17 protein-coding genes and 4 tRNA genes are annotated in these 22,769 nt (G+C 34.8%); 3 read left to right on the forward strand and 18 right to left on the reverse strand.

Annotated features, from left to right (window positions below; translation table 11 throughout):
* From BKH43_RS06255 to BKH43_RS06300, 10 genes are all read right to left on the reverse strand, one after another.
* A partial coding sequence (locus BKH43_RS06255; RefSeq protein ID WP_143429043.1) for a cache domain-containing protein occupies nucleotides 1-1,308 on the reverse strand: 1,308 nt, incomplete at its 3' end.
* 899 nt (nucleotides 1,309-2,207) lie between these two features.
* Nucleotides 2,208-3,050: a formyltetrahydrofolate deformylase gene (gene purU / locus BKH43_RS06260; protein ID WP_095229730.1), complete on the reverse strand. Its 843-nt coding sequence runs from the start codon at nucleotides 3,048-3,050 to the stop codon at nucleotides 2,208-2,210.
* The gene (gene sppA, locus BKH43_RS06265) at nucleotides 3,041-3,904 is read right to left on the reverse strand and encodes a signal peptide peptidase SppA (protein WP_095229732.1); all 864 of its coding nucleotides are present in this window, start codon (nucleotides 3,902-3,904) and stop codon (nucleotides 3,041-3,043) included. The genes purU and sppA overlap by 10 nt, the downstream gene beginning before the upstream one ends.
* Nucleotides 3,901-5,061 (reverse strand): epoxyqueuosine reductase QueH, encoded by a 1,161-nt coding sequence (locus BKH43_RS06270; RefSeq protein WP_095229734.1) that lies wholly within the window; start codon nucleotides 5,059-5,061, stop codon nucleotides 3,901-3,903. Before BKH43_RS06270 ends, sppA begins: the two co-directional genes overlap by 4 nt.
* 413 nt (nucleotides 5,062-5,474) lie before the next feature.
* Nucleotides 5,475-5,551 (reverse strand) — tRNA-Asp (locus BKH43_RS06275).
* A gap of 20 nt (nucleotides 5,552-5,571) precedes the next feature.
* A tRNA-Val gene (locus BKH43_RS06280) sits at nucleotides 5,572-5,647 on the reverse strand.
* Nucleotides 5,648-5,672: 25 nt separating this feature from the next.
* Nucleotides 5,673-5,747, reverse strand: a tRNA-Glu gene (locus tag BKH43_RS06285).
* Between the two features lie 27 nt (nucleotides 5,748-5,774).
* A tRNA-Lys gene (locus BKH43_RS06290) sits at nucleotides 5,775-5,850 on the reverse strand.
* A 200-nt stretch (nucleotides 5,851-6,050) separates the two neighbouring features.
* The gene (locus BKH43_RS06295; protein WP_095229735.1) at nucleotides 6,051-6,701 is read right to left on the reverse strand and encodes a TrkA family potassium uptake protein; all 651 of its coding nucleotides are present in this window, start codon (nucleotides 6,699-6,701) and stop codon (nucleotides 6,051-6,053) included.
* Between the two features lie 9 nt (nucleotides 6,702-6,710).
* Nucleotides 6,711-8,084, reverse strand: a complete 1,374-nt coding sequence (locus tag BKH43_RS06300) for a potassium transporter TrkG (protein WP_095229737.1) — start codon at nucleotides 8,082-8,084, stop codon at nucleotides 6,711-6,713.
* A gap of 90 nt (nucleotides 8,085-8,174) precedes the next feature.
* Here BKH43_RS06300 and BKH43_RS06305 point away from each other — a divergent pair, with 90 nt between their 5' ends.
* A complete protein-coding gene (locus BKH43_RS06305; protein ID WP_095229739.1) occupies nucleotides 8,175-8,909 on the forward strand; it encodes a hypothetical protein in 735 nt (244 codons plus the stop codon).
* Between the two features lie 189 nt (nucleotides 8,910-9,098).
* On the opposite strand, the gene BKH43_RS06310 is transcribed toward BKH43_RS06305, so the two are convergent.
* Nucleotides 9,099-10,610 carry an anthranilate synthase component I family protein gene (locus tag BKH43_RS06310; protein ID WP_095229741.1) on the reverse strand — a complete coding sequence of 504 codons (1,512 nt, stop codon included), beginning with the start codon at nucleotides 10,608-10,610 and terminating at the stop codon, nucleotides 9,099-9,101.
* Nucleotides 10,607-11,503 carry a phosphatidylglycerol lysyltransferase domain-containing protein gene (locus BKH43_RS06315; protein ID WP_095229743.1) on the reverse strand — a complete coding sequence of 299 codons (897 nt, stop codon included), beginning with the start codon at nucleotides 11,501-11,503 and terminating at the stop codon, nucleotides 10,607-10,609. The genes BKH43_RS06310 and BKH43_RS06315 overlap by 4 nt, the downstream gene beginning before the upstream one ends.
* A 228-nt stretch (nucleotides 11,504-11,731) precedes the next feature.
* On the opposite strand from BKH43_RS06315, the gene BKH43_RS06320 reads away from it, so the two are divergent.
* Both BKH43_RS06320 and BKH43_RS06325 read left to right on the forward strand, forming a co-directional pair.
* The gene (locus tag BKH43_RS06320; RefSeq protein ID WP_095229745.1) at nucleotides 11,732-12,931 is read left to right on the forward strand and encodes a M48 family metallopeptidase; all 1,200 of its coding nucleotides are present in this window, start codon (nucleotides 11,732-11,734) and stop codon (nucleotides 12,929-12,931) included.
* Complete coding sequence (locus BKH43_RS06325) at nucleotides 12,932-13,834, forward strand: HemK/PrmC family methyltransferase (protein ID WP_095229747.1); 903 nt, start codon at nucleotides 12,932-12,934, stop codon at nucleotides 13,832-13,834.
* A 28-nt stretch (nucleotides 13,835-13,862) separates the two neighbouring features.
* Here the strand turns inward: BKH43_RS06325 and glmU are convergent, their stop codons facing one another.
* The 6 genes from glmU to BKH43_RS08665 are packed head-to-tail and all read right to left on the reverse strand — an operon-like array spanning nucleotide 13,863 to nucleotide 22,767.
* Complete coding sequence (glmU, locus tag BKH43_RS06330; protein ID WP_095229749.1) at nucleotides 13,863-15,173, reverse strand: bifunctional UDP-N-acetylglucosamine diphosphorylase/glucosamine-1-phosphate N-acetyltransferase GlmU; 1,311 nt, start codon at nucleotides 15,171-15,173, stop codon at nucleotides 13,863-13,865.
* Nucleotides 15,174-15,175: 2 nt separating this feature from the next.
* Nucleotides 15,176-17,023 carry an arginine decarboxylase gene (gene speA / locus BKH43_RS06335; RefSeq protein ID WP_095229751.1) on the reverse strand — a complete coding sequence of 616 codons (1,848 nt, stop codon included), beginning with the start codon at nucleotides 17,021-17,023 and terminating at the stop codon, nucleotides 15,176-15,178.
* A gap of 60 nt (nucleotides 17,024-17,083) precedes the next feature.
* The gene (locus tag BKH43_RS06340) at nucleotides 17,084-18,499 is read right to left on the reverse strand and encodes a glycosyltransferase (protein ID WP_095229755.1); all 1,416 of its coding nucleotides are present in this window, start codon (nucleotides 18,497-18,499) and stop codon (nucleotides 17,084-17,086) included.
* A 9-nt stretch (nucleotides 18,500-18,508) separates the two neighbouring features.
* On the reverse strand, nucleotides 18,509-19,804 hold the full coding sequence (locus BKH43_RS06345) for a glycosyltransferase (RefSeq protein ID WP_095229758.1): 1,296 nt from the start codon (nucleotides 19,802-19,804) through the stop codon (nucleotides 18,509-18,511).
* A 3-nt stretch (nucleotides 19,805-19,807) separates the two neighbouring features.
* A complete protein-coding gene (locus BKH43_RS06350; protein WP_253248065.1) occupies nucleotides 19,808-20,821 on the reverse strand; it encodes a tetraacyldisaccharide 4'-kinase in 1,014 nt (337 codons plus the stop codon).
* A gap of 2 nt (nucleotides 20,822-20,823) precedes the next feature.
* Nucleotides 20,824-22,767: a sel1 repeat family protein gene (locus BKH43_RS08665; RefSeq protein WP_253248066.1), complete on the reverse strand. Its 1,944-nt coding sequence runs from the start codon at nucleotides 22,765-22,767 to the stop codon at nucleotides 20,824-20,826.
* Nucleotides 22,768-22,769: the final 2 nt, after the last annotated feature.

Here is a 22,769-nt window from a genome sequence, read left to right on the forward strand (position 1 = left end):
ATCTCTTAGTTCAATTAATTGAGGATTAGAAGGTAACTTAAGTATTCTCACACTTAAGTTACCTTCTTCTATAGTCTTAGCTACATTTAATGCTTCACTTACAGCTTCACTGTCTTTGGATAAAGAGGTTTTAGTTTTATCCATAGCTATATTAATAACATTAGATATAACTCCTAGTTCATCTTTAGATCTAGTATCTAGTTTAGGTATGTTTATAGCTTTTTCATGGTTTATAACTGCAAAGGTATCTATTAGAGTAGCTTGTATATTTCTTACTCTTTTTATGAAGGCTTTATCTATATAGAAGTAAAAGAAAACTACTATGATGATTATTGCTATGATGGCAGTGATAGTTGCTACCCATACAAGGTTAGTTATAGACTGCAGGGCAGTTGGGGCAGCCACTGAAACATAAGTTGACCAGTTTGTATTAAACCCAGTAAGTGGGAAAGAGTGACTTGCTATAAGTGCATAGGCTTTTCTATCTGAGAGATAAACATCACTTATAAAGTTTTCTCCCCTGGCAGTTTTTGCTGCTATGACTTTAAAGTCTGGATCATTTATAAGATTCCCAAAAACTTTACCATTAGAGTTAGGGAAGTTACCTACTACTACTATCCCATTTGGATTTACGATCAAACGGTAGATATTTGGCCACTTATCATTAGTGTTATCATCAACAATGCTATTTAGATAATCAAGATCCATGCGTTGTGATAAAGCACCTATGACCTTGCCATCTTTCATTAAAGGGAAGGCCATAACAAGACTGTAGTAATCTTTACCATTAATATTTATATTAACAGGAGAGCCTATAGAAGGATATCTAGTATCTATAGCTTTTTGTATGGTTGGAGACTTATCAAGTACAACTTTAGACGCCCTAGAATCTAAAAAATCTAAAGAAGCACCACTTTGTGCAACACTCATCAAAACATCACCATTTAGCTCATAGTTAGCATCATCTACTTTAGTATCTTTTAGATACAAAGATGAAGCTATCCCAAACTTTGTACCACTAAGCATAGAGCTAAGTTCATATTTTAGTGTAGTAGCACTTAGCTCAGAGCTCTTACTTAAGAGTAAGTTTAATTTATAAGCAATAAGTGCTGTGCTTACTCTAACTTGAGCTATCTGACTTTCTGCTGTTCTTCCAACTTCTATGGATGTATGTTCTAAGGTTGAATTTATCTGATCTTTTAAAGCACTTTTTGCTGTTTCTATGATTATAGTAGAAAGGATGGCTATGACTATTATTGTCACTATGGCTGCAATTATGCCAACTTTCAGACTGATGGACTTCCTCATAACACCTTCTTGCAATTAGTGGATTTTTGGTTAATAATGAATATAAAGCCAGAAAGTATGAACTAAATGAAGCTTTAAAAGACGGTGGCTGATGACAACTAGACTAAAAGTATAATCTTTTTTTTTTTTTTTGTAAACACACATCAAGATTAAAAGGTTTTACTAGTTTTATAAAATCTTAGGTCCTTCATGCCACCATACATTAAGAGTGAGCATACATGCGTTTGTATTTAAATATGCTGTCAAATAGCTAGGGGGTGCAATCTTCTTTTTTTTATTAAATAAAAATATGGGTTTTATAAAAAGTAGATTCTAAAACTATAAAGCAAAAGGCTTTAAAGATATCAAATTACCATGCTTTTTATATAGGCAGTTTCATTTTCTTTACAGTATTAACTAAATCGTTATTCCAACAGTTTCTTTTTAATATGGATTTATTATTTATGTGTTTTCCTTAACAAAAAAGGGGTTTACCCCCTCCTCACTCCCGCAAAGCCTACGAAAGCGTAAGCTTCCTTGAAACAGGTTTAGTTGCGTAAGCAACTAGGGCTTTCTTTTAAGGAATGTCTTTTTTTGGCGTGAGCCAAACACTATTGACCAGCTATATATTCCAACACTTTCTTTTTCTACTTTTTCTTACCTATATGTTTTTCTTTTAACCAAAAAGGGGTTTAACCCCTCCCCGCTCCCCTTAACCCCGAAAAAGGTACTTTTTCGGCAATCAAGGGGAGGGCCTCGCTATATCCGTTTCTAGTAAAAATCACGCGTTCGCACTACTGCTCACTTTTCTCGTGATTTTTACACCACAAAACGGGCGAGAATGCCTTCGGCTTAAAAAATTATGATTATTGAAACTTCAGTGTGTATAGATAGCTATCCGTTAAAAACAATCTATCTAATCAAAATATCACAGTTTTATTTTTATATATAAAAACCCTATCATCAAAGACCAGATCAAGGGCGCGTGCTAGGGTTGAGCGCTCTATATTTTTCCCAGCCCTTTGAAGCATCTGCCAAGTGTAGGTATGATCTATATTGATGATATCTTGAGAGATGATAGGCCCACAGTCTAAATCAGGTGTTGCAAAGTGCGCCGTAGCCCCTATGATTTTAACTCCTCTTTCAAAGGCTTGCTTATAAGGGTTAGCGCCTATGAAGGCTGGTAAGAAACTATGGTGTATGTTTATTATCTTATTAGGAAATCTTTCACAAAAGCTATCACTTAAGATTCTCATATATTTAGCTAAGACTATATAATCAAAGCTATATTTTGCAAGTAGACTAAAGATTGCTTCTTCTTGGCTTTTTATCCTCTCTTCTTTAGGCAGGTTTTCATTTGCAGGTATATAAAAATAAGGTACATTAAACTTTCCTACTAGCTCTCTTAAGTTCTCATGATTGCTAATGACTGCTTTAATATTTGCATTTAACTCACTACTATGATGCTTTAAAAGCAAGTCTCCAAGACAGTGGTTTTCTTTGGTGCAAAAAACTACTATGTCCTTTTTTCTAGATTCTAAAAGAGATATTTCTGCATTCTTTGGTAAGGTAGCTTGCAAGTCTTCTAGCAAGCCTAAGACATTACCCCCGCTAAACTCAGTCCTCATATAGAATCTATTTTCACTTTTATCAACAAACTCACTATTTTGTTCTATGTTTAAGTCTCTTTCATAAAGTATGTGAGAGACTTTTGCTACTAGCCCTTTTGCATCTTCTGTGCTTACTTTTAGTATCACATCCAAACCTTAGAGCTTATAGTGCTTAAAACTTTTGAGCTAACGTTGTTTATGAGTATATCTCTAAAGTTTTCAACTTTTGGCTTTTCTAACCACACAGGCTTAGTTATAGCATCTTTTGGATTTTTATCTTTTATAAGCTCTAGTAGCTTTTTAATAGCATCTTCTTTGCTTCCTACTTCATCTATAAGACCTAGCTCTTTAGCCTGCTTAGCAGTAAAAACTTTGCCTTCAGCAAAAACAGTACTTGAGGTATCTTTTAGATGGCGTCTTTGTCTTACGTCGCTAACAAAAAGATCATACTGCTTGTTGACTAAGTTTTGAAGATAGTCTTTTTCTTCCTTAGTCCACTGTCTAGTAAAAGTACCAGCACTTTTATACTCGCCAGCTTGCAAGGTTTGAGACTGTATGCCTAGCTTAGCAAGTAGGTTTTCTATATCAAAACCTTCAAATATCACTCCTATGCTTCCTACTAGTGCGCCTCTATTAGCAACTATATAGTCTGAGTATATGCTTGCATAGTAGCTTCCACTAGCCATAACACCAGCATCATAAGCAACTATAGGTAAGTGTAGCTCTCTTAATAAGTCTGCTATCTCTATACTCCCACTCATAGTCCCACCTGGTGAGTTAACTTCTAAAAGCACGCCTTTAATACTTGGGTTTTCTTTGATGCGATCTATCTGTCTTTGCATATCATCGCTATTTATTATCATAGACTTTAGTTCTAGCTTGGCTAGATTAGGTGTTGGATTAGACTTAGTATGAGTTATGCTAACTAGTATAACTATCACTATGATTATTAAAACTATCCAAAAAACTATCTTAAGTATTTTTAAGATTCCATCTAAAAACTTCATCCATGCTCCTCTATGACTTCATATACACTTTCAATCTGTCTAATAGAGTATATATCTACTAGCAAACTGTGAGGGATTATGGTATCTAAAATAATGATGGCATTAATACTATCTGCCCCACCTAAGAGCCCTCTTAACTTAAGTTCTTCTTCATAACTTAAATCTATATCCTTTATACTCTTAAAATTTTTAGCACTTAGTAGATTAAGCATCTTAAGACTTAAAAATATAAAGTCATCCCTCTTTGAGTAGCCTATACTTAAACTTTCATCTTTTAAGTAGTGCTCAAGTTTTTCTGGGTAATTAACCTTTAAAAACTCTGTTATAAAACGTGGTTTTATATAGATGATATTTCCACTTTTAGCCTTACTTTTAGAATCTGAGTTAAGCAAGATATAAGAGTTTAAAACTTTTGTGTCATTAGGAGCTACTAGCTTTACACTAGCACTTATTAGCCTCCAAACTAGCATCTTTTTAGACCGTAAGATATAGCCCTTGCCTTTAGATTCTAAACTATCGCGCTTTTTAAAAGTAAGACTTCTATCTTCTATACTAGCAGGCAAAACTTGTTTACTAAGTGGCATAAGGAGTTCTAAAGGCACTCTTGCTTGCTTATTTCTTTGAGCACTTAAAGCGTGTATGCAACCACAGTAGTTTTGAGAGTAAAGCCTATCTTTTTTGGCTAGTTCGCTTTGTCTTTGAGTGCCACCATCTTTTCTAACATCTACTTTTATAAACTCTAAGTCATGTCTTCTAGCTACTATATCTCCAAGCATGTAAAGCTCAGTTTGCTTCTTCATAGGGGAGCTTAAAAGCGTGGTAGTAAACTTAGACATGCCAAGCTCTTTAGCCTTTAAGGCAGTCTTTTCTAGTCTCATATCAAAACACATACTACATCTAGTGCCTTTTTCAGGCTCACTTTCTAGTCCATTAGCTTGCTTTAACCAAGATGTATCTTCATAAAAGATATCTTCTAGTAAAGGTACATTAAGCTTAAGACAGCTTCTTCTAACATCTTCTAATCTTAAGTCATGTTCGGCTTTTGGATGTATGTTTGGATTATAAAAAAAGGCACTTAGGTTTTCATTAGGATAGATCTTTTTTAACTCTTGTAAGTAAAAATGACTATCCACACTACAGCAGATATGAACTAACATGCATTATTGACTTTTGAAGGCGTAGTATAAAAAACCACCTAAACCAACTATGACTACTATTAACAAAAATATAACTAATCCAAGATCAAGTGGTGGCATGGTAAAGCTCCTGTTTAATGCTGATTTGGCTTTTGAAATATTAATGTTATAAGCATTAAATCAAGATTAGATAATGATGAAAATAAAGTTTAGATTTTTTTAATGGGTCTTTTTGTAAGGAGGCAAATTAAAGCGTGCTTAAAACTAGTCTTAACGCTTTAATAAATCCTAGCCAAACTTTACTAGCTTTTATAAAAAGCTTATATTTTAAAGACGATATATAGCTAACATCATAAAGCTTTATGATCTTGCCATTATTAAGAACAATAAAATGTAGTTAGGGGATAATCTTGTAAAAAAAAGTAAAACGTAGCTGGCGGAATGGACGGGGCTCGAACCCGCGACCCCCTGCGTGACAGGCAGGTATTCTAACCAACTGAACTACCACTCCGCAAAGTTATATATAAAAAATGGTGGTCGCTACAAGACTCGAACTTGTGACATCTACCTTGTAAGGGTAGCGCTCTACCAACTGAGCTAAGCGACCAAAAAAGAACATCTTAAAAAATAAGTGGTGACCCCTAGGGGACTTGAACCCCTGTACTCGCCGTGAAAGGGCGATATCCTAACCACTAGATGAAGGGGCCAGATTAGTGTTTAAATTCATTTAATTATGGTGACCCGTGTTGGATTCGAACCAACGGCCCATTCCTTAAAAGGGAATTGCTCTACCAGCTGAGCTAACGGGTCATTTATTTAAAAACGAAGTCAAATTATAGAACTTTTTTTTTAGTAAGTCAAGAATTTTACGCCATTTTTAACCACTAAATCACTAAAAGCCCTAAAACTAGTAAGATGCTAGTTAGAAAATACCTCTAAAACCTTAAAAAAGCCTATAAATCCTTCCAAAAAAAGCCTAGATAGAATCTAAAAAGTGCCCTAGCCTCCTATTAATCTTCTATCTTTTTGCTTATCTCTTCTATGGCTAGATTAGTTCCCAAAAAGAGTAAGATGTCATTTTTTTGCACTAAAAAGTCATCATTAAAGTCTAGATTCCACTCTTCATCCCTTTTTATAGCAACTATTTTGATTCCATCTTCATTAGCTATAGATTTTATACTTCTTTTTGCAAAATATGAGTTTGCTATAGTCTTACAAGACTTCATATTAGCACTTAGATCTATAGTGTCAAGCTTAGCTTTAGTAAGCTCGCTTAAAAGCCTAAAAGCCGCTTGTCTTTCTGGGTAAACTACCTCATCAACGCCTAGTTTTTCTAGTATAGCCCCATGTGTTGCACTAACTGCTTTGGCTATTATCCTCTTGTTTTTTAGCTCTTTTAAAGCCATAACTGTTAGGATGCTTGCTTCTATATTTTCTCCTATGCTAACTATAACTACATCAAGCTCAGCTATACCTGCTTCTTTCAAGGCCCTCTTATCTGTGGAATCTAAAACATAGATTTGCTCAACTCTATCTTTTAATTCTTGAAAAGGGGTTTCTTTACTATCACAAAGGATCACATTTTCATTATTATCAACTAGGCCTTTTGCAAGATGGAATCCAAACTTACCTAAACCTATAACTCCATAAATTTTATCCATAACTTTTCCTTAGATTGATATTTGCTCTTCTACGTATTTAGTCTCTGCAGACTTAGATGTGCCTGAAAATATAAGAGTAAAACTTAAGATTCCAACCTTACCACCTAGCATTAAAAGCATGATTATTATCCTGCCTATCTCATTAAAATTAGCACTTAGACTAACTGTGCCTCCATTACCAACAGATACGCCAACTGTAGCAAAAGCACTGCCTACTTCATAGAGTATAGGAAGCAAAGCCACATGCTTTTGTGTTAAGGTTAGCAAGAAAGTAGCTACAAAGATATAAGTTGAAGCTATGATAAAAACAGTTATGGACTTAGATATAACTTCTTGCGGTATGGCGCGGTTAAAAAGCTTAGTTTGTTTTTGATTAGTTATGATGGAATAAGAGTAGGCTATAAGCACAGCTAAGGTTGTAACCTTTATACCACTAGCTGTACCACCAGGAGAGCCACCTATGTTCATAAGGAAGGTTGAAAAAAACATATCCGCATCAGTTAGATGGCTTAGATCAAATGTATTAAATCCAGCGGTTCGATAATTTACTGAAGCAAAAAATGCACTTAGTATCTTTTCGTAGTTGCTAATCCCTTTCATATTCATAATATCTGGGTTGTTCCACTCAAAAAAGAGCACTATCAAAGTCCCACCTACTAACAAAATAGCAGTTACTAAAAGGATGACTTTAGTATTTAAACTCATCCTTATATGTATGTAGCGTCTTGTAAAAAAGGCCTTTATCTTATGAAGGCAGAAGTTATTAAGCTCTAGCATGCATACATAACCTAGCCCTCCTATTATGATTAAAAGACATATAACTAAGTTTATGGTTAGATCACCCCTAAAGGCTGCAAGGTTAGTACTAAAGATAGAAAAACCAGCGTTGTTAAAAGCACTTATTGCATGGAAGATTCCAGCATAGATGCCTTCTCCTATGCTTATATTTTTATACATACTAAAACGTATACTTAAGATGATAGCTGCTATAACTTCTACGCTTAAAACAAAGATGATAGTTCTTATCATAACTTTGCCTAGACCATCAAGTGTGGAATAGTTAATGTTTTCTTTTATAAGGTTTTTTTCAGAGTTGCTTAGTTTTTTTCTTACAAAAAGATACAAAAGTCCTAAAGCACTCATATAACCAAAGCCGCCTATTTGTATTAACACTAAAATAGTCACCTGACCACCAACGCTAAAGTCTAGGGCTGTGTCTTTTACTATTATCCCTGTACAAGTTAAAGCACTTACACTCGTAAATAAGGCATCTGTGAAGTTTAAAGGGCCATTATGCATGCCTGGTAAGGTAAGGATAATCGCACCTACTAAGATGATACCTATATAGGCTACTAGTATAATTCTTATGCTCTTTAGCTGCATAGAATCTTCTCCTTAATCTTATGCCATAATCCTTTGCAAGATATAATCTGACCTGTTTTTTTTAGAAAGTGTAATTATAAGGGAAATAAGATGAGAACAAACAAAGTTTTAGGATTCATAGCTTGCTCTTTGGTTGTAGGTGCCACACTTGGCACTACTCTTAGTGCTAATAACTTTATAGTTGGTCTTAGGGGAACTGGTGGTTTAAGTAGTATAGATAGTGAGTATAAAGTAAGTAATAGCAATAATAGCGTAGATCATGATGACTTTGATACTAGCGGTACCTTAGGAAACTTTGGTTTTGGGGCAAAAGTAGGATATGAGTTTGCAGTACATGGAACAAAACATCTTATGAGGGTTAATCTAAGCTATGATAGAAACTATGCTAATGGCGTTTATAGGTTAGGGAATCTTAGGATGAACTATCTTGCTATAAATGTGGATTATAAATATGAGTTTCTAGAAAACTTTGGTGTCTTTGCTGGCTTGCATGCAGGCTATCTAAATTTAGAGATAGGCAATAAAGGCGCGATTTTACGTAACAATGCAAATGCTAATATCTCTAATATCTCAAACATCAGAGTTAATGGTAATGACTACTTTGCTGGTGGGGCTATAGTTGGTATGACTTATGCACCTTTAAAATGGCTAGAGTTAGAACTCTTTTTCAAAACTATCAACGTAGATTATAATGACTTCCATGTAACACCAGATAAAACTAGTATCACTGCTAATAATCAAACTTTTACAGTAGCAAGACAAAACATAGATCTAACTTCTTACCCACTAATGCAACTAGGACTAGGAGTTAACTTCAAGTTTTAAGCCTTAAAACTTTTATAATCGCTAATAAAGTTTTGCTTTTTTAGCGCCACGTTTTAAAGCAAAAATATATGAATAAAAATTTTTTTATCTATGAGCCATAACTTAGTTAGTCCTAAATTATGACGCATAATAATGCAAGTACTAGGCTTAAAAATAAAACCCCATATCTTTAAAATAAAAACTAAAAACTTAGATCTCAACTTCTAAAGCATGAAGCAAGGCCCCTAGCTTAGTATTAGTCTCAATATACTCTTTTAAAGGGTCACTATCCATAACTATACCAGCTCCTGCTTGCAAGTAGTAGATTCCATCTTTATAAACTGCTGTTCTTAAAGCTATAGCACTATCTAAGTCATCATTACTTTTAAAATATCCTATAGCTCCAGCGTAAATCTTTCTTGCATGAGGTTCAATTCTTTCTAAAAACTTTATAGCTTCTATCTTTGGTGCTCCACTTACAGTACCTGCTGGAAAACTAGCTTTAAGTGCATCTTTTGAAGTTATACCCTCTCTTAAAACCCCACTTACTTCACTTACTATGTGCATGATCTTAGAGTACTTTTCTATCACCCTAAAAGCATTCATCTTAACAGAGCTTGCTACTCTTCCAACATCATTACGCCCTAGGTCAACTAGCATCAAGTGTTCAGCGCTTTCTTTTTTATCAGCTAGTAGTTCAAGTTCGTTTTGCTTATCTTCTTCTAAGTTAGCCCCTCTTTTAGCACTACCAGCTATTGGTCTAAGTATAAGCACCTTGCCATCACACTTAAGCATGACTTCTGGACTTGCTCCTATGATAGTTACATCATCCATATCAAGATAGTACATATAAGGGCTTGGGTTACTTCGCCTTAGTCTTTCATACATGCTAAAAGGAGCAAGATTACTTTTTATACTTATGCTTCTACTTAAAACACACTGTAAAAATGTCCCCTTATATATCTCTTTTTTAATAGCTTCTACACCATCCATGTACTCTTTTTTGTTATCCTTGCTTACTATGCTAGAGTGCACTTTAAGCTCATCTTTAGAGATATAAGGCTTATCTAAAAGAGCTTTTAAATCTTCTAGGCTAGTTTGTGAGTACTTAGTAGTTATAAGATAAAGCTCATCATATAAATGATCAAATATCACATACTCCTTGCCATAGACAAACTGACAAGTTGGTGCTTCATAAAGGCCTGCTTTATTAAACTTCATCTCTTCTACTTGAGAAAAAAACTCATAACCTAAGTAGCCTAAACCTCCAAGTGGCAAAGGTAAACTTTCAAGCTCATCTACTTCTTGTCTAGTTTTAGGCGAGCTATCTTCTTTTAAAACTATAGAAAGCAACTCTACATAGTCTAAAAAATCTAAGTCCGCGTGTTCTTTTAAAAGTAGATTCTTTTGAGAGAGGCTTTTAGCTTTTTTGTGTTCTAATATAGTTTGTTTATGTTTTAAGATGCTAGTAAATAACGCAGCATGTGTTTCATCCACATCTTTTATAGTTTTTATCTTATCCATAGGATAAGACTTGCAATCCACTTTTAAATAAGTCTTTTCATCTTCTAAAATAAGCTTAAAAGCTATATCTTTTACTATGATAGAAAAACGCCCCTTGCCCATATGAAGTGAAGCACTTTCTAATAAGATCTTAGCTTCTAGCTTTTTAAAAACTAGTATAGGTGTAAGCATGTTTCCATTTTGCTTGCAGTACTTCATACTTTAACCTCATACTTATCAACTATCATAGTTGGGTTGTAGCTAAGTTTTGCCTTTCTTAGACCTTCTATGCCTAAATCTTCTTCCCTATTAGCATAAAGGATATCACTAAAAGCGTGGCTTAGTAGCTGTTGGTTTATAGCCTGATAAGCCCCACGATAAGATATATCTGCTTTTTCTATATGTATAACACACATTTCATTAGTTGCTGCTTCACCAAAACTAAAAGCCATTACATTGCCAGTGCATCTTATAAGGCCACCTTCAAGAGAAAGCTTAGAGAAGTTTTTAAACACATCTATTATCCCGATATGTTCAAAGTGAAGCCCTAAGTCATTTGGATCATCATTAGTTTCATGCCACTTAGTTTGAAGCTCTATAAGCTCTTCTAAGTTAGCCTCACTCATAGGCTCATAGACAAAGCCAGCATGTTCTTCTAAAAAGCGATTAAAGTGGTTTTTCTTTTTATGAAACTTTCTTCCTTTTAGCTCTATAAGCTCTTTAGTTATGTATAAGTAATCACTCCTATCTCTATTTAAAGTAGCACTAGCACTAGGAAAAAGTTCTTTTAAAAGCTCTAGGTTTTTAACCTCAACACTATGAAGCTCTAAGCTTTCTTTTCTTTCTTCAAAGTAGCTTTTTAAGCTTAGCAAGGCTTGCTTTTTATCGCCATCCCCTATAGGGAAAAATATGAAAGGATTCTTTCCTTCATAGGTTGTTTTAATAACTAAACACTCATTTATAACTGCATACTCTATCTTTCTAGCATGACGCCATATGAAAAGATTCCCAAAAGTTATATCTGATATTAAAAAGTCTTCTTTTGCTAAATATGATTTAATTAAGTCTTTGCTTTTTAGCGAGATCTCTGTGAAAGAAATATTAGATTCCATGAGGATAGTGCCTTATTTTCAAGTTAGTGCCTTTTATCAAGCACTTAGTTTTTGTATTTTATCAAATACAGCATTAATGTAAAACGCCAACCCTCTTACTTACAAAGCTTTAAGTCTAAGAAGGTGCAGTTTAGTTTAAAGTCGCTATGGCAATGTATAATTAACTCTATTTTGACTTTTCTATACTAGAGTAGCAACGCAAAATGTAAAATTTCTCTAAGGATAAAAATGGGCTGGTTAGTTTTAGCATATTTAGTTTTATATACCTTGCCTCGCATAACTTTAAGCCTACTTCAGATTAGATATGTAAGACTTAAGTCTACAAAACCTCCTATCATCCTAGAAGCAGATGACTATAAGTTAGCAGCACGCTATGCCATATCTAAGCAAAAGTATGAAGTAACAGAGCATGTGCTTAACTTCATTATCTTTGTAGTGTGGATATTTTTTGGTCTAAATGCACTAGAACATGCTCTTTCAGATCTTAACTTAAGTACGCTTTTTAGCGCTTGGCTATTAGTTATGATATTTTTTGTTATTAATGCCATTATAAACCTCCCACTCTCTATCTTAGAGTTAAGGCGTGATAAAACCTTTGGTTTTAGTAACGTCACTTCACATATCTATCTAAAAGACACTTTAAGAAGCTCTATCTTATTTCTAGTTATAGGTGGGATTATAGTTATATTACTACTTTTGCTTATGAAGTACTTTGAGTTATGGTGGCTTTTAGGCTTTGTAGTGCTCTTTGTCATAGCTTTAATAGCTAACCTTATATACCCAACCCTAATTGCCCCTATGTTTAATAAGTTTACACCCTTAGAAGATGAGACCTTAAAAGATAAAATCCAAAACTTAATGGATAAAGTAGGCTTTAAAAGTAGTGGGATTTACGTCATAGATGCTTCAAAAAGAGATGGTAGACTTAATGCTTACTTTGGAGGACTTGGTAAAAGTAAAAGAGTAGTGCTTTTTGATACCCTTTTAAACAAGATAAGCACAGAGGGGATAATAGCTATCTTAGGTCATGAGTTAGGCCACTTCAAACACAAAGATATACTTAAAAACATAGCCCTTATGGCCTGCATGCTTTTTATACTTTTTGCCATAGCAGGAAATCTTATCTATCCTCTACAAAAGCATCTTGGCTTGGTTATGGATGATGGAATCTTTTTAAGTTTACTAGTTCTTTTGATGCCTGTTTTAACCTTTCTTTTCATGCCTATCATCTCTTACTTTTCTAGAAAGGCTGAGTATAGTGCTGATAGGTTTGGAGCGTCTTTTTCTAGTAAACACTCTTTATATCAAGCCCTTATAAGACTGGTTAATGAAAATAAAAGCTTTCCTTACTCCCACCCAGCTTTTGTCTTTTTTTACTACTCCCACCCACCACTAGTTGAAAGACTAAAGGCCCTAGAAGAAGACTAATTGCTAGAATCTTTATCCATAACTTATGCCTTAGATTTGGGTGTGGCTTTATTAAAGCATGATGACTTAAGTAGATTTAACCTAGAGCAAAAAGACTTTTTAGACTTAAAAAACTTAAGCACTAGCTCTCAAAGCTTTAAGATTCCATCTCCTAGAAGTGAGGCTGAAAGCCTACTAGCCTTTGTGCTAGATACATCTAGAATCTTACTTCATACAAATTACGAGTTAGTTTTAAGCAAAAAAGACCTACAAAGCTTCTTTGATTTAGTCTGCAAAAGAGCTAGCGGCTATCCTTTAGAGTACATCTTTAAAAAAGCTAGCTTTTATGGTAGGGAGTTTTTTATAGATGAAAGAGTATTAATACCGCGTAGTGATACAGAAGCCCTATGTGAAAATGCCTTAAAACTACCTTTTTTAGACTTTGTAGAAGTAGGCGTTGGAAGTGGGATAATAAGTATAACCTTAAGTTTAGAATCTAAAAATGCTGGTTTAGGGCTTGATATAAGTAAAGATGCCCTAGATGTAGCTAGGATTAATGCTAAAGTGCTAAATGCAACTAATCTAACTTTTATAAAATCTAATCTTTTAGATTCCTTAAATCCAAAAAAAGACTACACCAACTCCTTACTTATCTCTAATCCTCCCTACATAGCTAAAAACTATCCACTAGATATAGAAGTCTTGCACGAACCACACATAGCCCTTTTTGGTGGAGAAAAAGGGGATGAATTAGTAGTAAAACTTATAAGACAAGCAAGTGCTTTTAGGTTTGGCTATCTTGCCTTTGAGATAGGCTATGACCAAGAAGATATAGCCACTAAGATCTTAAAAGAATGTGGATATAAAGAGTTTTCTTTTTTTACTTATGCTGGGCTAGTTAGAGGCTTTATAGCAAAGGCTTAATGCATCAAATAGCAAAACATTAGCCTCCTTAAAAAGTCTTACTTTTTAACTCTTTAAACTTAAAAAAGCCATTTTCTATATCAGTTTGTTTGATACGGCTTATACTTAAACATCCAGCCTTTACATCTTTAGTTATAGTGCTTCCTGCAGCTACTAAGACATTATCAGCGATAGTTATAGGTGCTACTAGTTGAGTGTCACTTCCCACAAAGACGTTTTTCCCTATCACAGTTTTATGCTTTCTTATACCATCATAGTTACAAGTAATAACTCCTGCGCCTATATTAGTTCCCTCATCTATCTCACAGTCTCCTAAGTAACTAAGATGGCCTGCTTTTACTCCACTAAGCTTGGCGTTTTTACACTCTACAAAGTTGCCTATGTGAGAAGATTTTATAAGACAGCCTGGACGTATATTAGCACTTGGACCTACATCACTATCTTCTAAAGTAGAATCAAGCACTATAGTATTTTGCTTTATATGAGAGTTTTTTATAACACTACTTCCTTTTATGGCAACAAAGCTATCTAACTTACACTCACCAACAAAGCTAACTGTAGAATCTATATAAATAGTTTCTGGCATATTCATAATAACGCCTACTTCCATCCATTTTTTGCGTAAACTTTTAAGCATTAAATCCTGTGCATAAGCAAGGTTAGCCTTAGTGTTTACTCCGTAAAGATTTTCTTCTTTAACTTCAAAAAGACTAGCTTTAAAGCCTTTTTCTTGAGCTAGCTTAATAACATCAGTTAGGTAAAACTCTTTTTGTGCATTATCATCTTTTAGTAGCGGCACACATGCTTTTAATACACTAGCTTTAAAGCAGTAAAGTCCTGCGTTTACTAAAGTTATAGCCCTTTCTTCAGTAGTTGCATCTTTTTCTTCAACTATGGAGATATTTTGTTCTTGCTTTATGCGACCATAACCAAAAGGAGTGCTAGTTTTAAAGTAAGCTATGCTCATATCAGAGTTGCTTTGAGAAAGCCTTAAAAGCTCATCTCCATCTAAAAGAGGTGTATCCCCACTTAAGATAAGCACTTTTTTTCCACTAACATTTAAAAAGTTTTTATTTTTATCCATCAAAGCCCCACCAGTACCGGGCGTTTTTTCATGGTTTTGTATGTGAAAATTTAAGCCTTCATATTTAGATTCTATATAGTCTTTGATTTTTGCGTGCTCATTAAAAAGCACTAAATGTATATCGGTACTAACTTTTCTTGCAGCATCTATTACGTACTCTAAAAGGCTTTTGTTACAAATCGTATGCAAAACTTTTGGAGTAGTGCTTTTCATACGTGTGCCAAAGCCAGCAGCCATTATAACAACACTTAACATATTCACTCTTCTTCAGGATTTATAGTTTTTAAATAGCCATTTTCACTAAGCATGACATAAAGCTTACCTAAAACATCTTTTTTATCTTCAGGGCTTAACTCACTTTCTTCAAGACCGGCTTTTAGTCTTCTTTCTATATCTTTAGTGTCATAGTCTAAGTCATCTAAAACATCTAAAATATTTTGTGCTTCAAGCAAGTTTTCTATCTCATAGCCCTTATTTAACTCATCATCAAAGATGATACTAAACTCAGTTGGATGCGTAAAAAGATTATGCTTCATGCCTAAGACTTCTTGATAAGCCCCAATTAGAAAAAAGCCTAAAAAGTACTCTTCTTTTGACACATCTACTTCATGGAGATATAAAGGCTTTTTAGGATCAAAAGCTATCTCGCCATCACTATCACAAGTTATATCCCAAAGGCTAGCTGCGCGCGTTGGGCGGCGATTAAGCCGATTTAGCGGCATAACTGGGAAGTTTTGTGCTAGCCCCCAGTAATCAGGCAGTGACTGAAAAAAGCTACAGTTTAGTAAGTAGCGCTCTTGCACGCTTTCTTGGATTCTTAAAATCTCATTATGATTTTTATACTTTAAAAGTTTTATAACTTTTTTTATGATTAGATGAACTAAAACTTCAGTGTTAGACCTATCTTGTAAGTCTATATAACCTAGATCAAAAAGAGTAAGTAAAGATTCCATATGATCTAAGCTATCATGAAGGTATTCGATAGCATTTTTTTCAACTATGCTGTTATAAAGATCTAAAAGCTCTTCTATTAAAGGAGGGTTTTCTTCTTTTAACTCTAGGGCTTTTTCATCATACTCATGAGAAAAAAGCTCTAAAACTGGAGCAACTAATACAGCATGGTTAGCAGCAACAAAGCGACCAGATTCTATAAATATATCAGGCTCTGGCTCGCCTTTGTTTTTGACTATCTCTCTTAAGCTAAAAACTACATCGCCACTAAACTCTTGCAAAGTATAGTTTTTGTAATTTATACCTTCATGTTGGGTGTACTCAACTGCTAGTCCACCGCCTATATTTACGCTCTTTAACCCAGTAGCACCCATCTTTCTTAGGCCTGCATAGATATTGCCTAACTCACGTATAGCTTTTTTAAGTGGGGATATATCGCTAATTTGTGAGCCTATATGAAAGTGAATCATGGTAAATTTATGCAAGAGATTAGACTTAGTAAGCATCTTTATAGCTTGTAAAAGCTCAGTGCTAGTTAGTCCAAACTTAGAGTTTATACCCCCACTTTTTGCCCACAGACCAACACCAGTGCTATGAAGTCTTATCCTAAGGCCTATATCAGGATAGGGCTCACTCATCTCTTTAGCTACTTCTATAATCGTTTCTAGCTCATTTAAGCCTTCTATAGTTAAGATTATATCATGCCCCATATTAGCCGCTATAAAGCCTAAAGATATCATCTCTTTATCTTTAAAGCCATTAACAGTTATGGGCTTTCCTTTATTAGTATAAGCCATAGCTATGATTAACTCACTCTTTGAACCTGCCTCTAAACCATAGTCTTTATCTTCACTTAGCTCAACTAAAGGCAAGATGAAATTTGGCATCTGATTAACTTTTAAAGGAAAGACGGCCTTAAACTTGCCCTTATAGTTATACTCCCTTATAGCGCCATTAAAGGCTGAAAATATCTTATCTATCTGATTTTTAATTAAGTGGGGGAATCTTATAAGAAGGGGGCCACGATAACCTTTTTCCCTCGCTTCTAAAACTATATCTATTAATGAAGGCTTATTTTTATAGTTAATCTTAACTACAGAATCTTCAATGATAAAATCATCATTTGACCAAAACTTGATACCATAATCTACCATTACGCACTTATCCTATGCAAAGTTGAATTTTTAATGATTATAACATGCAAGCATGGCAAGCTATAGTATCTTTTTTAAAAAAGCCTTTATAGGTCTTCTTATAAAGCCAGGAAAGATAGTCTTTAAAGCTTTATTTATAAGTGGTACTTTTATCATATCAACTACGTACTTTTTAGTTAAGTTTTTTATCTGTGCAAGACTTTCAATTACAGCTGATGCATTTTTAGACCTTGACATGATCTTTCTTTTTATAGAGCTATTAAAACTTTGAGACATACTAGGAGTAAAGTTAAGTTTGTCATTTAAAAAATTATAGATCTTTAAAATATCTAGAGGATCATTTTTCTTTAAGCCCTGTATAGTTACTAACTCAAAAGCACTAAGCAAGATAGCATGCATGCATTGTTTATAGTTTTCTTTTAAAGGCGAGCTTTCATCTATAAAAGCATCTTGAAAGTTATAGATATTAAGACAAAGTACAAAAAAGCTATAAGCCCTGTAGTAAACTTTAGCTTGCGTGTAGGTTTCAAAGTTAGATTCTATAGCTGCTAGATACTGTGGTATAACTTTTGGGCGAGTGTAGCTTCTAGTTATAGAACTATTTCTTATCCTGTAGGCTAGAAAGGGATTATAATCAATTAAGATTTTTTTACTTAGTCCAAAGACTATAGGGCCAAAGTCATTATCTTCAAACTCTATAGAGTGGCTAAATCTCAAAGCATAAGGATTTAACACACTAGCTCTAAAGGCCCCTCCCCAACTCCACCAAAGCCACCCATGCAAGATATAGCCTAGCACCTCAGCACTACTTAAGGAAATCTTACTAGTAAGTGTTTTTAACAAAGCTAACTCACCTGAGTTATGCCAAGATACATCTTTTATATCATCATCTAAGACTACGCTAAAGTCATGCCACATTAGATCTAAACTAGTATCGCTAAAGGCTAGACTAGTAGCTTTTAGTGCGTCATTTATAAAGTAGTCATCACTATCTAAAAAGTGCACTACTACATCACTTGGAAGTTTAGCTAGGCTTATATCATTAAAGTTAGCTATGTTAGTTTGATAGATATTTTCTTCTAGTCTTTGAAAGTGCTTGTTTAAGTCTTTATGAAGCTTAAAGCTAGGATTTGTAGTATTAGCCTTAGAATCTATTGGGGTAAGGTCTAAGGTGCTTTTTAAAGTTTTAGATTCTATGGGCATAGAATCTAAAAAGGCTCTTAAGGGTGTCCCACTTAGTACTTCAAGGCCTGCGTTTCTTGCACTGCTAAGTCCTGCATTAGGCTTGTTTATAACTAGTAGATTTTTGTGCTTTCTAGCATACTCTTTTGCTATCTCTAAACTTTTATCACTTGAGCCATCATCTATAACTATAACTTCTAAGTTAGCTAAGTCTTCATTTAAACAAGATTCTAAACACTCTTGTAAATATCTCTCAACATTAAAAACTGGGATGATTACACAAAGTTTTATCATTTTTACCTCTTAATTTGTTTGGGCTTGCCTGCGCAAAGCCTTAAAGCTATCTTTTATATCTTTATAGCGGTGTTTTAGAGCATAGCGTTTCATAGCAAAGGCTTTAGTTTTAAGGTCAGTTTCTTTGCATAAAGCATCAAACCGCTTGGCAAGTTTTTTTGGATCAGCAAACTTTAGCTTTTTAAAATCTAGTCTTTTTGATACTGCTTTTAAGATGATGCGTATATTTTCAATATATAGCATTTTTAAGCTTGTATCTTTTAAACTCTCTTGAAAGTTATAAAAACTTTCACAGATAGTTATAAAGCTATGTGTTTTATAGTAGTACTTTAAGTCTGCATAGGTTTTAAAGTAAGAATCTAGCTCTTTTAGATAAGCTGGCATAGTAGGAAGCTTAAAGACATTACTAGCAGAGTGGCTTATAGAGTTACTATTTACCCTATAAGCTAAGCGAGGGGAGTAGTCAAGATAGATTTTAGAAGCTAGGCTAAATATTATAGAGCCAAAGCCTACATCTTCGTTTTCTATAGCCATACTAAAACGCAAGGCATAAGGGTTTAAGACACTTGCCCTAAAAGCTCCACTACAACTCCACCAAAACATACTTTTAAAAAGGTACTTTAAGACTTCACCTGGCTCTACATATAAATCTGCTATATAGGTTTTTAGGGCGTTTAGATCAGTTCTATTGCCTGCTACAAAGCCTTTGATATTACCTTCTTGAAAGGCAAAATGATCGCTAAAAACTAGATCTAGGCTTTCATCTTTAAAAAGCCTAGCAGTGTTTTTTAAAGCGTCATTTATAAAGTAGTCATCACTATCTAAAAAGTGCACTACTACATCACTTGGAAGTTTAGCTAGGCTTATATCATTAAAGTTAGCTATGTTAGTTTGATAGATATTTTCTTCTAGTCTTTGAAAGTGCTTGTTTAAGTCTTTATGAAGCTTAAAGCTAGGATTTGTAGTATTAGCCTTAGAATCTATTGGGGTAAGGTCTAAGGTGCTTTTTAAAGTTTTAGATTCTATGGGCATAGAATCTAAAAAGGCTCTTAAGGGTGTCCCACTTAGTACTTCAAGGCCTGCGTTTCTTGCACTGCTAAGTCCTGCATTAGGCTTGTTTATAACTAGTAGATTTTTGTGCTTTCTAGCATACTCTTTTGCTATCTCTAAACTTTTATCACTTGAGCCATCATCTATAACTATAACTTCGATATTAGTTAAATCTTCATTTAAACAAGATTCTAAACACTCTTGTAAATATCTCTCAACATTAAAAACGGGGATGATTACACAAAGCCTTAGCATCTTTTAACCTTCATAATAGCTTGAAGCATACTTTATAATCTCTTCCATAGCCTTAGATTCTATGCTTATCTCTAAGTTTAAAAGACTAAAAGGAAGGCTATATCCTTCACATTTAATAACATCTTTTTGTGTCATCAAAATACTTGTTGCATTATATCGACTTAGCAAATCCTCTAAAGTTTTCTCTTCAAAACTTGCATGGTCTTTATAAGACACAAAGCCTACAACCCTAGAATCTAAGTAGGGCTTTAAACGTGAGCTTTGAGCTATAGCTGTAACTAATAGCATAGCAGGGCTTGCGTGTTCTAAGCTTACATGCCTTTTATAGTCCTTACCTTCTTCTAAGCAAAGATCGCAAAAACGGTAGTAGAAAGGATAAAAACGGTAGTAACCACTAGGAAGAGTAAAAGGAAGCACTGGCTTAAGACTAGGCTTAAGTAAGATATCAAGTTTTTTGTAATTAAATCTATAGCCATCATCTAAGATTATAACCTTAGCACCTAGCCTTTTGGCACTTAAGATTCCAAGTTTTCTATCTTCACTTACTATAACACTAGCCTTAGTCATCCTTGCCATCAAGTAAGGCTCATCTCCTGCGAGATTAACTGCTAGCTTTAAAGCACCTTTTAAACTAACAACTTGTACACCCTTACTTTTTCGCTTATAGCCCCTAGAGACTATAAAAACTCCATCCATACCTTTAGAATCTAAAAGCCTTGCTACTGCTATGCAAAAAGGCGTTTTGCCACTGCCTCCACTTACAAGATTTCCAATACTTATTATGGGTATATTAAAGTCTTTTTTTGGGGTTAAAAGCTTTAAAAGCATGGTAATTAAAGAGTAGATAAAGCTAAAAGGCAAAAGCAAAAAGGCTAAAAGTAGGTGATAAAACTTAGGGTAGAAAAAAAAAGATTCTATAAAGTCTTTTGTAGCACCTTTTTTTGAAGTGCTGGTGCTACTTGTAGCTATCTTGTCATCCATCTTATCTTGGACGTTTTTGTAAATGCGCTTAGGCAAGCTTAAAACCTAAACCTACTTTTTTTCTCATCTTTTTTATTATTTAAAATAGCGTAGTTTCTACAGCCATTTGCCACGCCTCTATCACAAGCTAGTGAGTAAAGCTCTAGGGCTTGAGCTTTGTTTTGAGTAACACCTTGCCCTTTTTCATATAAAACACCTAAGTTATTACAAGCACTTCCTACTCCACCTATACAAGCAGTGTTTAGGTACTGGGAGGCTAGACGGTAGTTTTTAGATACTCCATGCGTTCCAACAGTATACATCCAACCAAGGTTGGCACAGCCTTCTACATCGCCTGCATTACAAGCAGCAACATTTTGTTCTAGTGGTGTCATAGTGGCTTTATTAGGCCCATAGATACTATTTGTGTTAGTAAGTAATCCTAAGTTATAGCAGCCTATATCAGATCCGTTATCACAGGCAAATTTATAGTACTGAAGTGCCATTTGATAGTTTTTTGGCACGCCTACACCGTTAGAATAAGCCCAGGCTAAATTATTACAAGATTCTACATCTCCACCTTGACAACCTGTCATATACATCTCTGCTGCCTTTCTAGGATTGCCAGGTTGTTTGGCCTCTTCATCATAAAGCATGCCTAAGTTAGTACAAGCTGTAGGATCTCCTCCACTACAGCCCATCTGATAGTATCTAGTAGCCTTAGATCTATCTTGGGGTACACCTGCACCATACATAAACATAACACCTATGCCAAAGCAAGCTGCTGGGTTTCCTTGATTACAAGAAGTGTTAAAAAGATCTAAGGCTTTTTTATAGTCCCCTTCCCTTGCTGCTTTTATAGCTGCATTTAAGGCTGCGGATGCACTTAGTGGATTAGCCAAAGCATCTTCAGTTGGTGGCAAGAGACTAGAGAAGTTATTAGTCCCTTGTGGGCCTTCAAGATTAGAGTTAGCAAGATTAGAGTGAGGAGGTAAGACATTTACTGCACCTGGGCTTTGAGGCATAGGCGGGATTCTAGGTGCTAGATCTATACCACTATCTGCTACCTTATAAACCATAGCCTGTGGCAAAGCACTAGAATCTGAGCTTAGATATACATCTCCACTTCCAGCCTTTAAGACATTTTGAAAGCCTTTTTGTGCACTTTCTAACCTTGGTGATAAACTAGATCTTGGGTCATCATACCAACCTGAGTTAGGATCAGGATAGTTTGGATCTAGGGACTGAGAAGGTATATCTTGGGAAGGAGCTACTGGTGAGTAGTAAGTATTAGGCGTAACTGGCCTTTCTGCTGGACGCACGTAGTACACTCTTGGAGCTGGAGTGTAGATCCTATCTTCATAAAGCCTTGGATCATATCTATCATAGTACTGGCCATTTCTATAAACGCCTGGATCATAGTTTGGATCATTGTAGTTTGGGGCGTCATCATAGTAGTCTGAGCTACCATATCTTTGATTGTCTTGATAATTAGGATTTTGATAGTTAGGGTCTTGATAACCTCTTGCATCATAGTTTGGATTTATTCTAGGCTGCATCTGCTGGGCATTTTGTGGGTTATACCCTTGGTTTAAAGGTACATTTTGAGGTGATCTATTAGGATTCCTAGCATCTTGATTAGTAGCATTAGGATTTATATCTCTTTGTATAACCCTTCCTTGCATTACTCCTTGATTCATGCTACCTTGTCTATTTGGCATGTTACGCATGACTTGATTATAGTTTTGAGCTCCAGCGTTATAGCTTGGATCATAACCATTATTATAGTTTGGCTGTACTGGTGCACTTTGATAGTAAGGATTCATGCTTGAGTTAACTCTTGGGTCAAGTCTAGGATCGTAGTTTGGGCTTCTTGGATCTAGAGTAGCTCTAGTGCTTGGTGAGTTATAGTTTAGATTCCCATTATCAAAGCCATTAGCACTAAGTGAGCTAAGAGATAGGATGCTACATAAACTTAGAGCACAAAATAGTGTAGTTTTCATGA

Source organism: Helicobacter sp. 13S00401-1 (assembly GCF_002272925.1).
Classification (GTDB): Bacteria; Campylobacterota; Campylobacteria; order Campylobacterales; family Helicobacteraceae; genus Helicobacter_I.

What these genes read in the sequence shown, in the direction of transcription:
- BKH43_RS06305 (WP_095229739.1), top strand. Translation starts at nt 8,175, where the DNA reads ATGAGAACAAACAAAGTTTTAGGATTCATAGCTTGCTCTTTGGTTGTA.
- BKH43_RS06315 (WP_095229743.1), bottom strand. Translation starts at nt 11,503, where the DNA reads ATGGAATCTAATATTTCTTTCACAGAGATCTCGCTAAAAAGCAAAGAC.
- glmU (WP_095229749.1), bottom strand. Translation starts at nt 15,173, where the DNA reads ATGTTAAGTGTTGTTATAATGGCTGCTGGCTTTGGCACACGTATGAAA.
- BKH43_RS06300 (WP_095229737.1), bottom strand. Translation starts at nt 8,084, where the DNA reads ATGCAGCTAAAGAGCATAAGAATTATACTAGTAGCCTATATAGGTATC.
- BKH43_RS06270 (WP_095229734.1), bottom strand. Translation starts at nt 5,061, where the DNA reads ATGTTAGTTCATATCTGCTGTAGTGTGGATAGTCATTTTTACTTACAA.
- BKH43_RS08665 (WP_253248066.1), bottom strand. Translation starts at nt 22,767, where the DNA reads ATGAAAACTACACTATTTTGTGCTCTAAGTTTATGTAGCATCCTATCT.
- BKH43_RS06310 (WP_095229741.1), bottom strand. Translation starts at nt 10,610, where the DNA reads ATGAAGTACTGCAAGCAAAATGGAAACATGCTTACACCTATACTAGTT.
- BKH43_RS06345 (WP_095229758.1), bottom strand. Translation starts at nt 19,804, where the DNA reads ATGCTAAGGCTTTGTGTAATCATCCCCGTTTTTAATGTTGAGAGATAT.
- sppA (WP_095229732.1), bottom strand. Translation starts at nt 3,904, where the DNA reads ATGAAGTTTTTAGATGGAATCTTAAAAATACTTAAGATAGTTTTTTGG.
- BKH43_RS06320 (WP_095229745.1), top strand. Translation starts at nt 11,732, where the DNA reads ATGGGCTGGTTAGTTTTAGCATATTTAGTTTTATATACCTTGCCTCGC.
- BKH43_RS06295 (WP_095229735.1), bottom strand. Translation starts at nt 6,701, where the DNA reads ATGGATAAAATTTATGGAGTTATAGGTTTAGGTAAGTTTGGATTCCAT.
- BKH43_RS06340 (WP_095229755.1), bottom strand. Translation starts at nt 18,499, where the DNA reads ATGATAAAACTTTGTGTAATCATCCCAGTTTTTAATGTTGAGAGATAT.
- speA (WP_095229751.1), bottom strand. Translation starts at nt 17,023, where the DNA reads ATGGTAGATTATGGTATCAAGTTTTGGTCAAATGATGATTTTATCATT.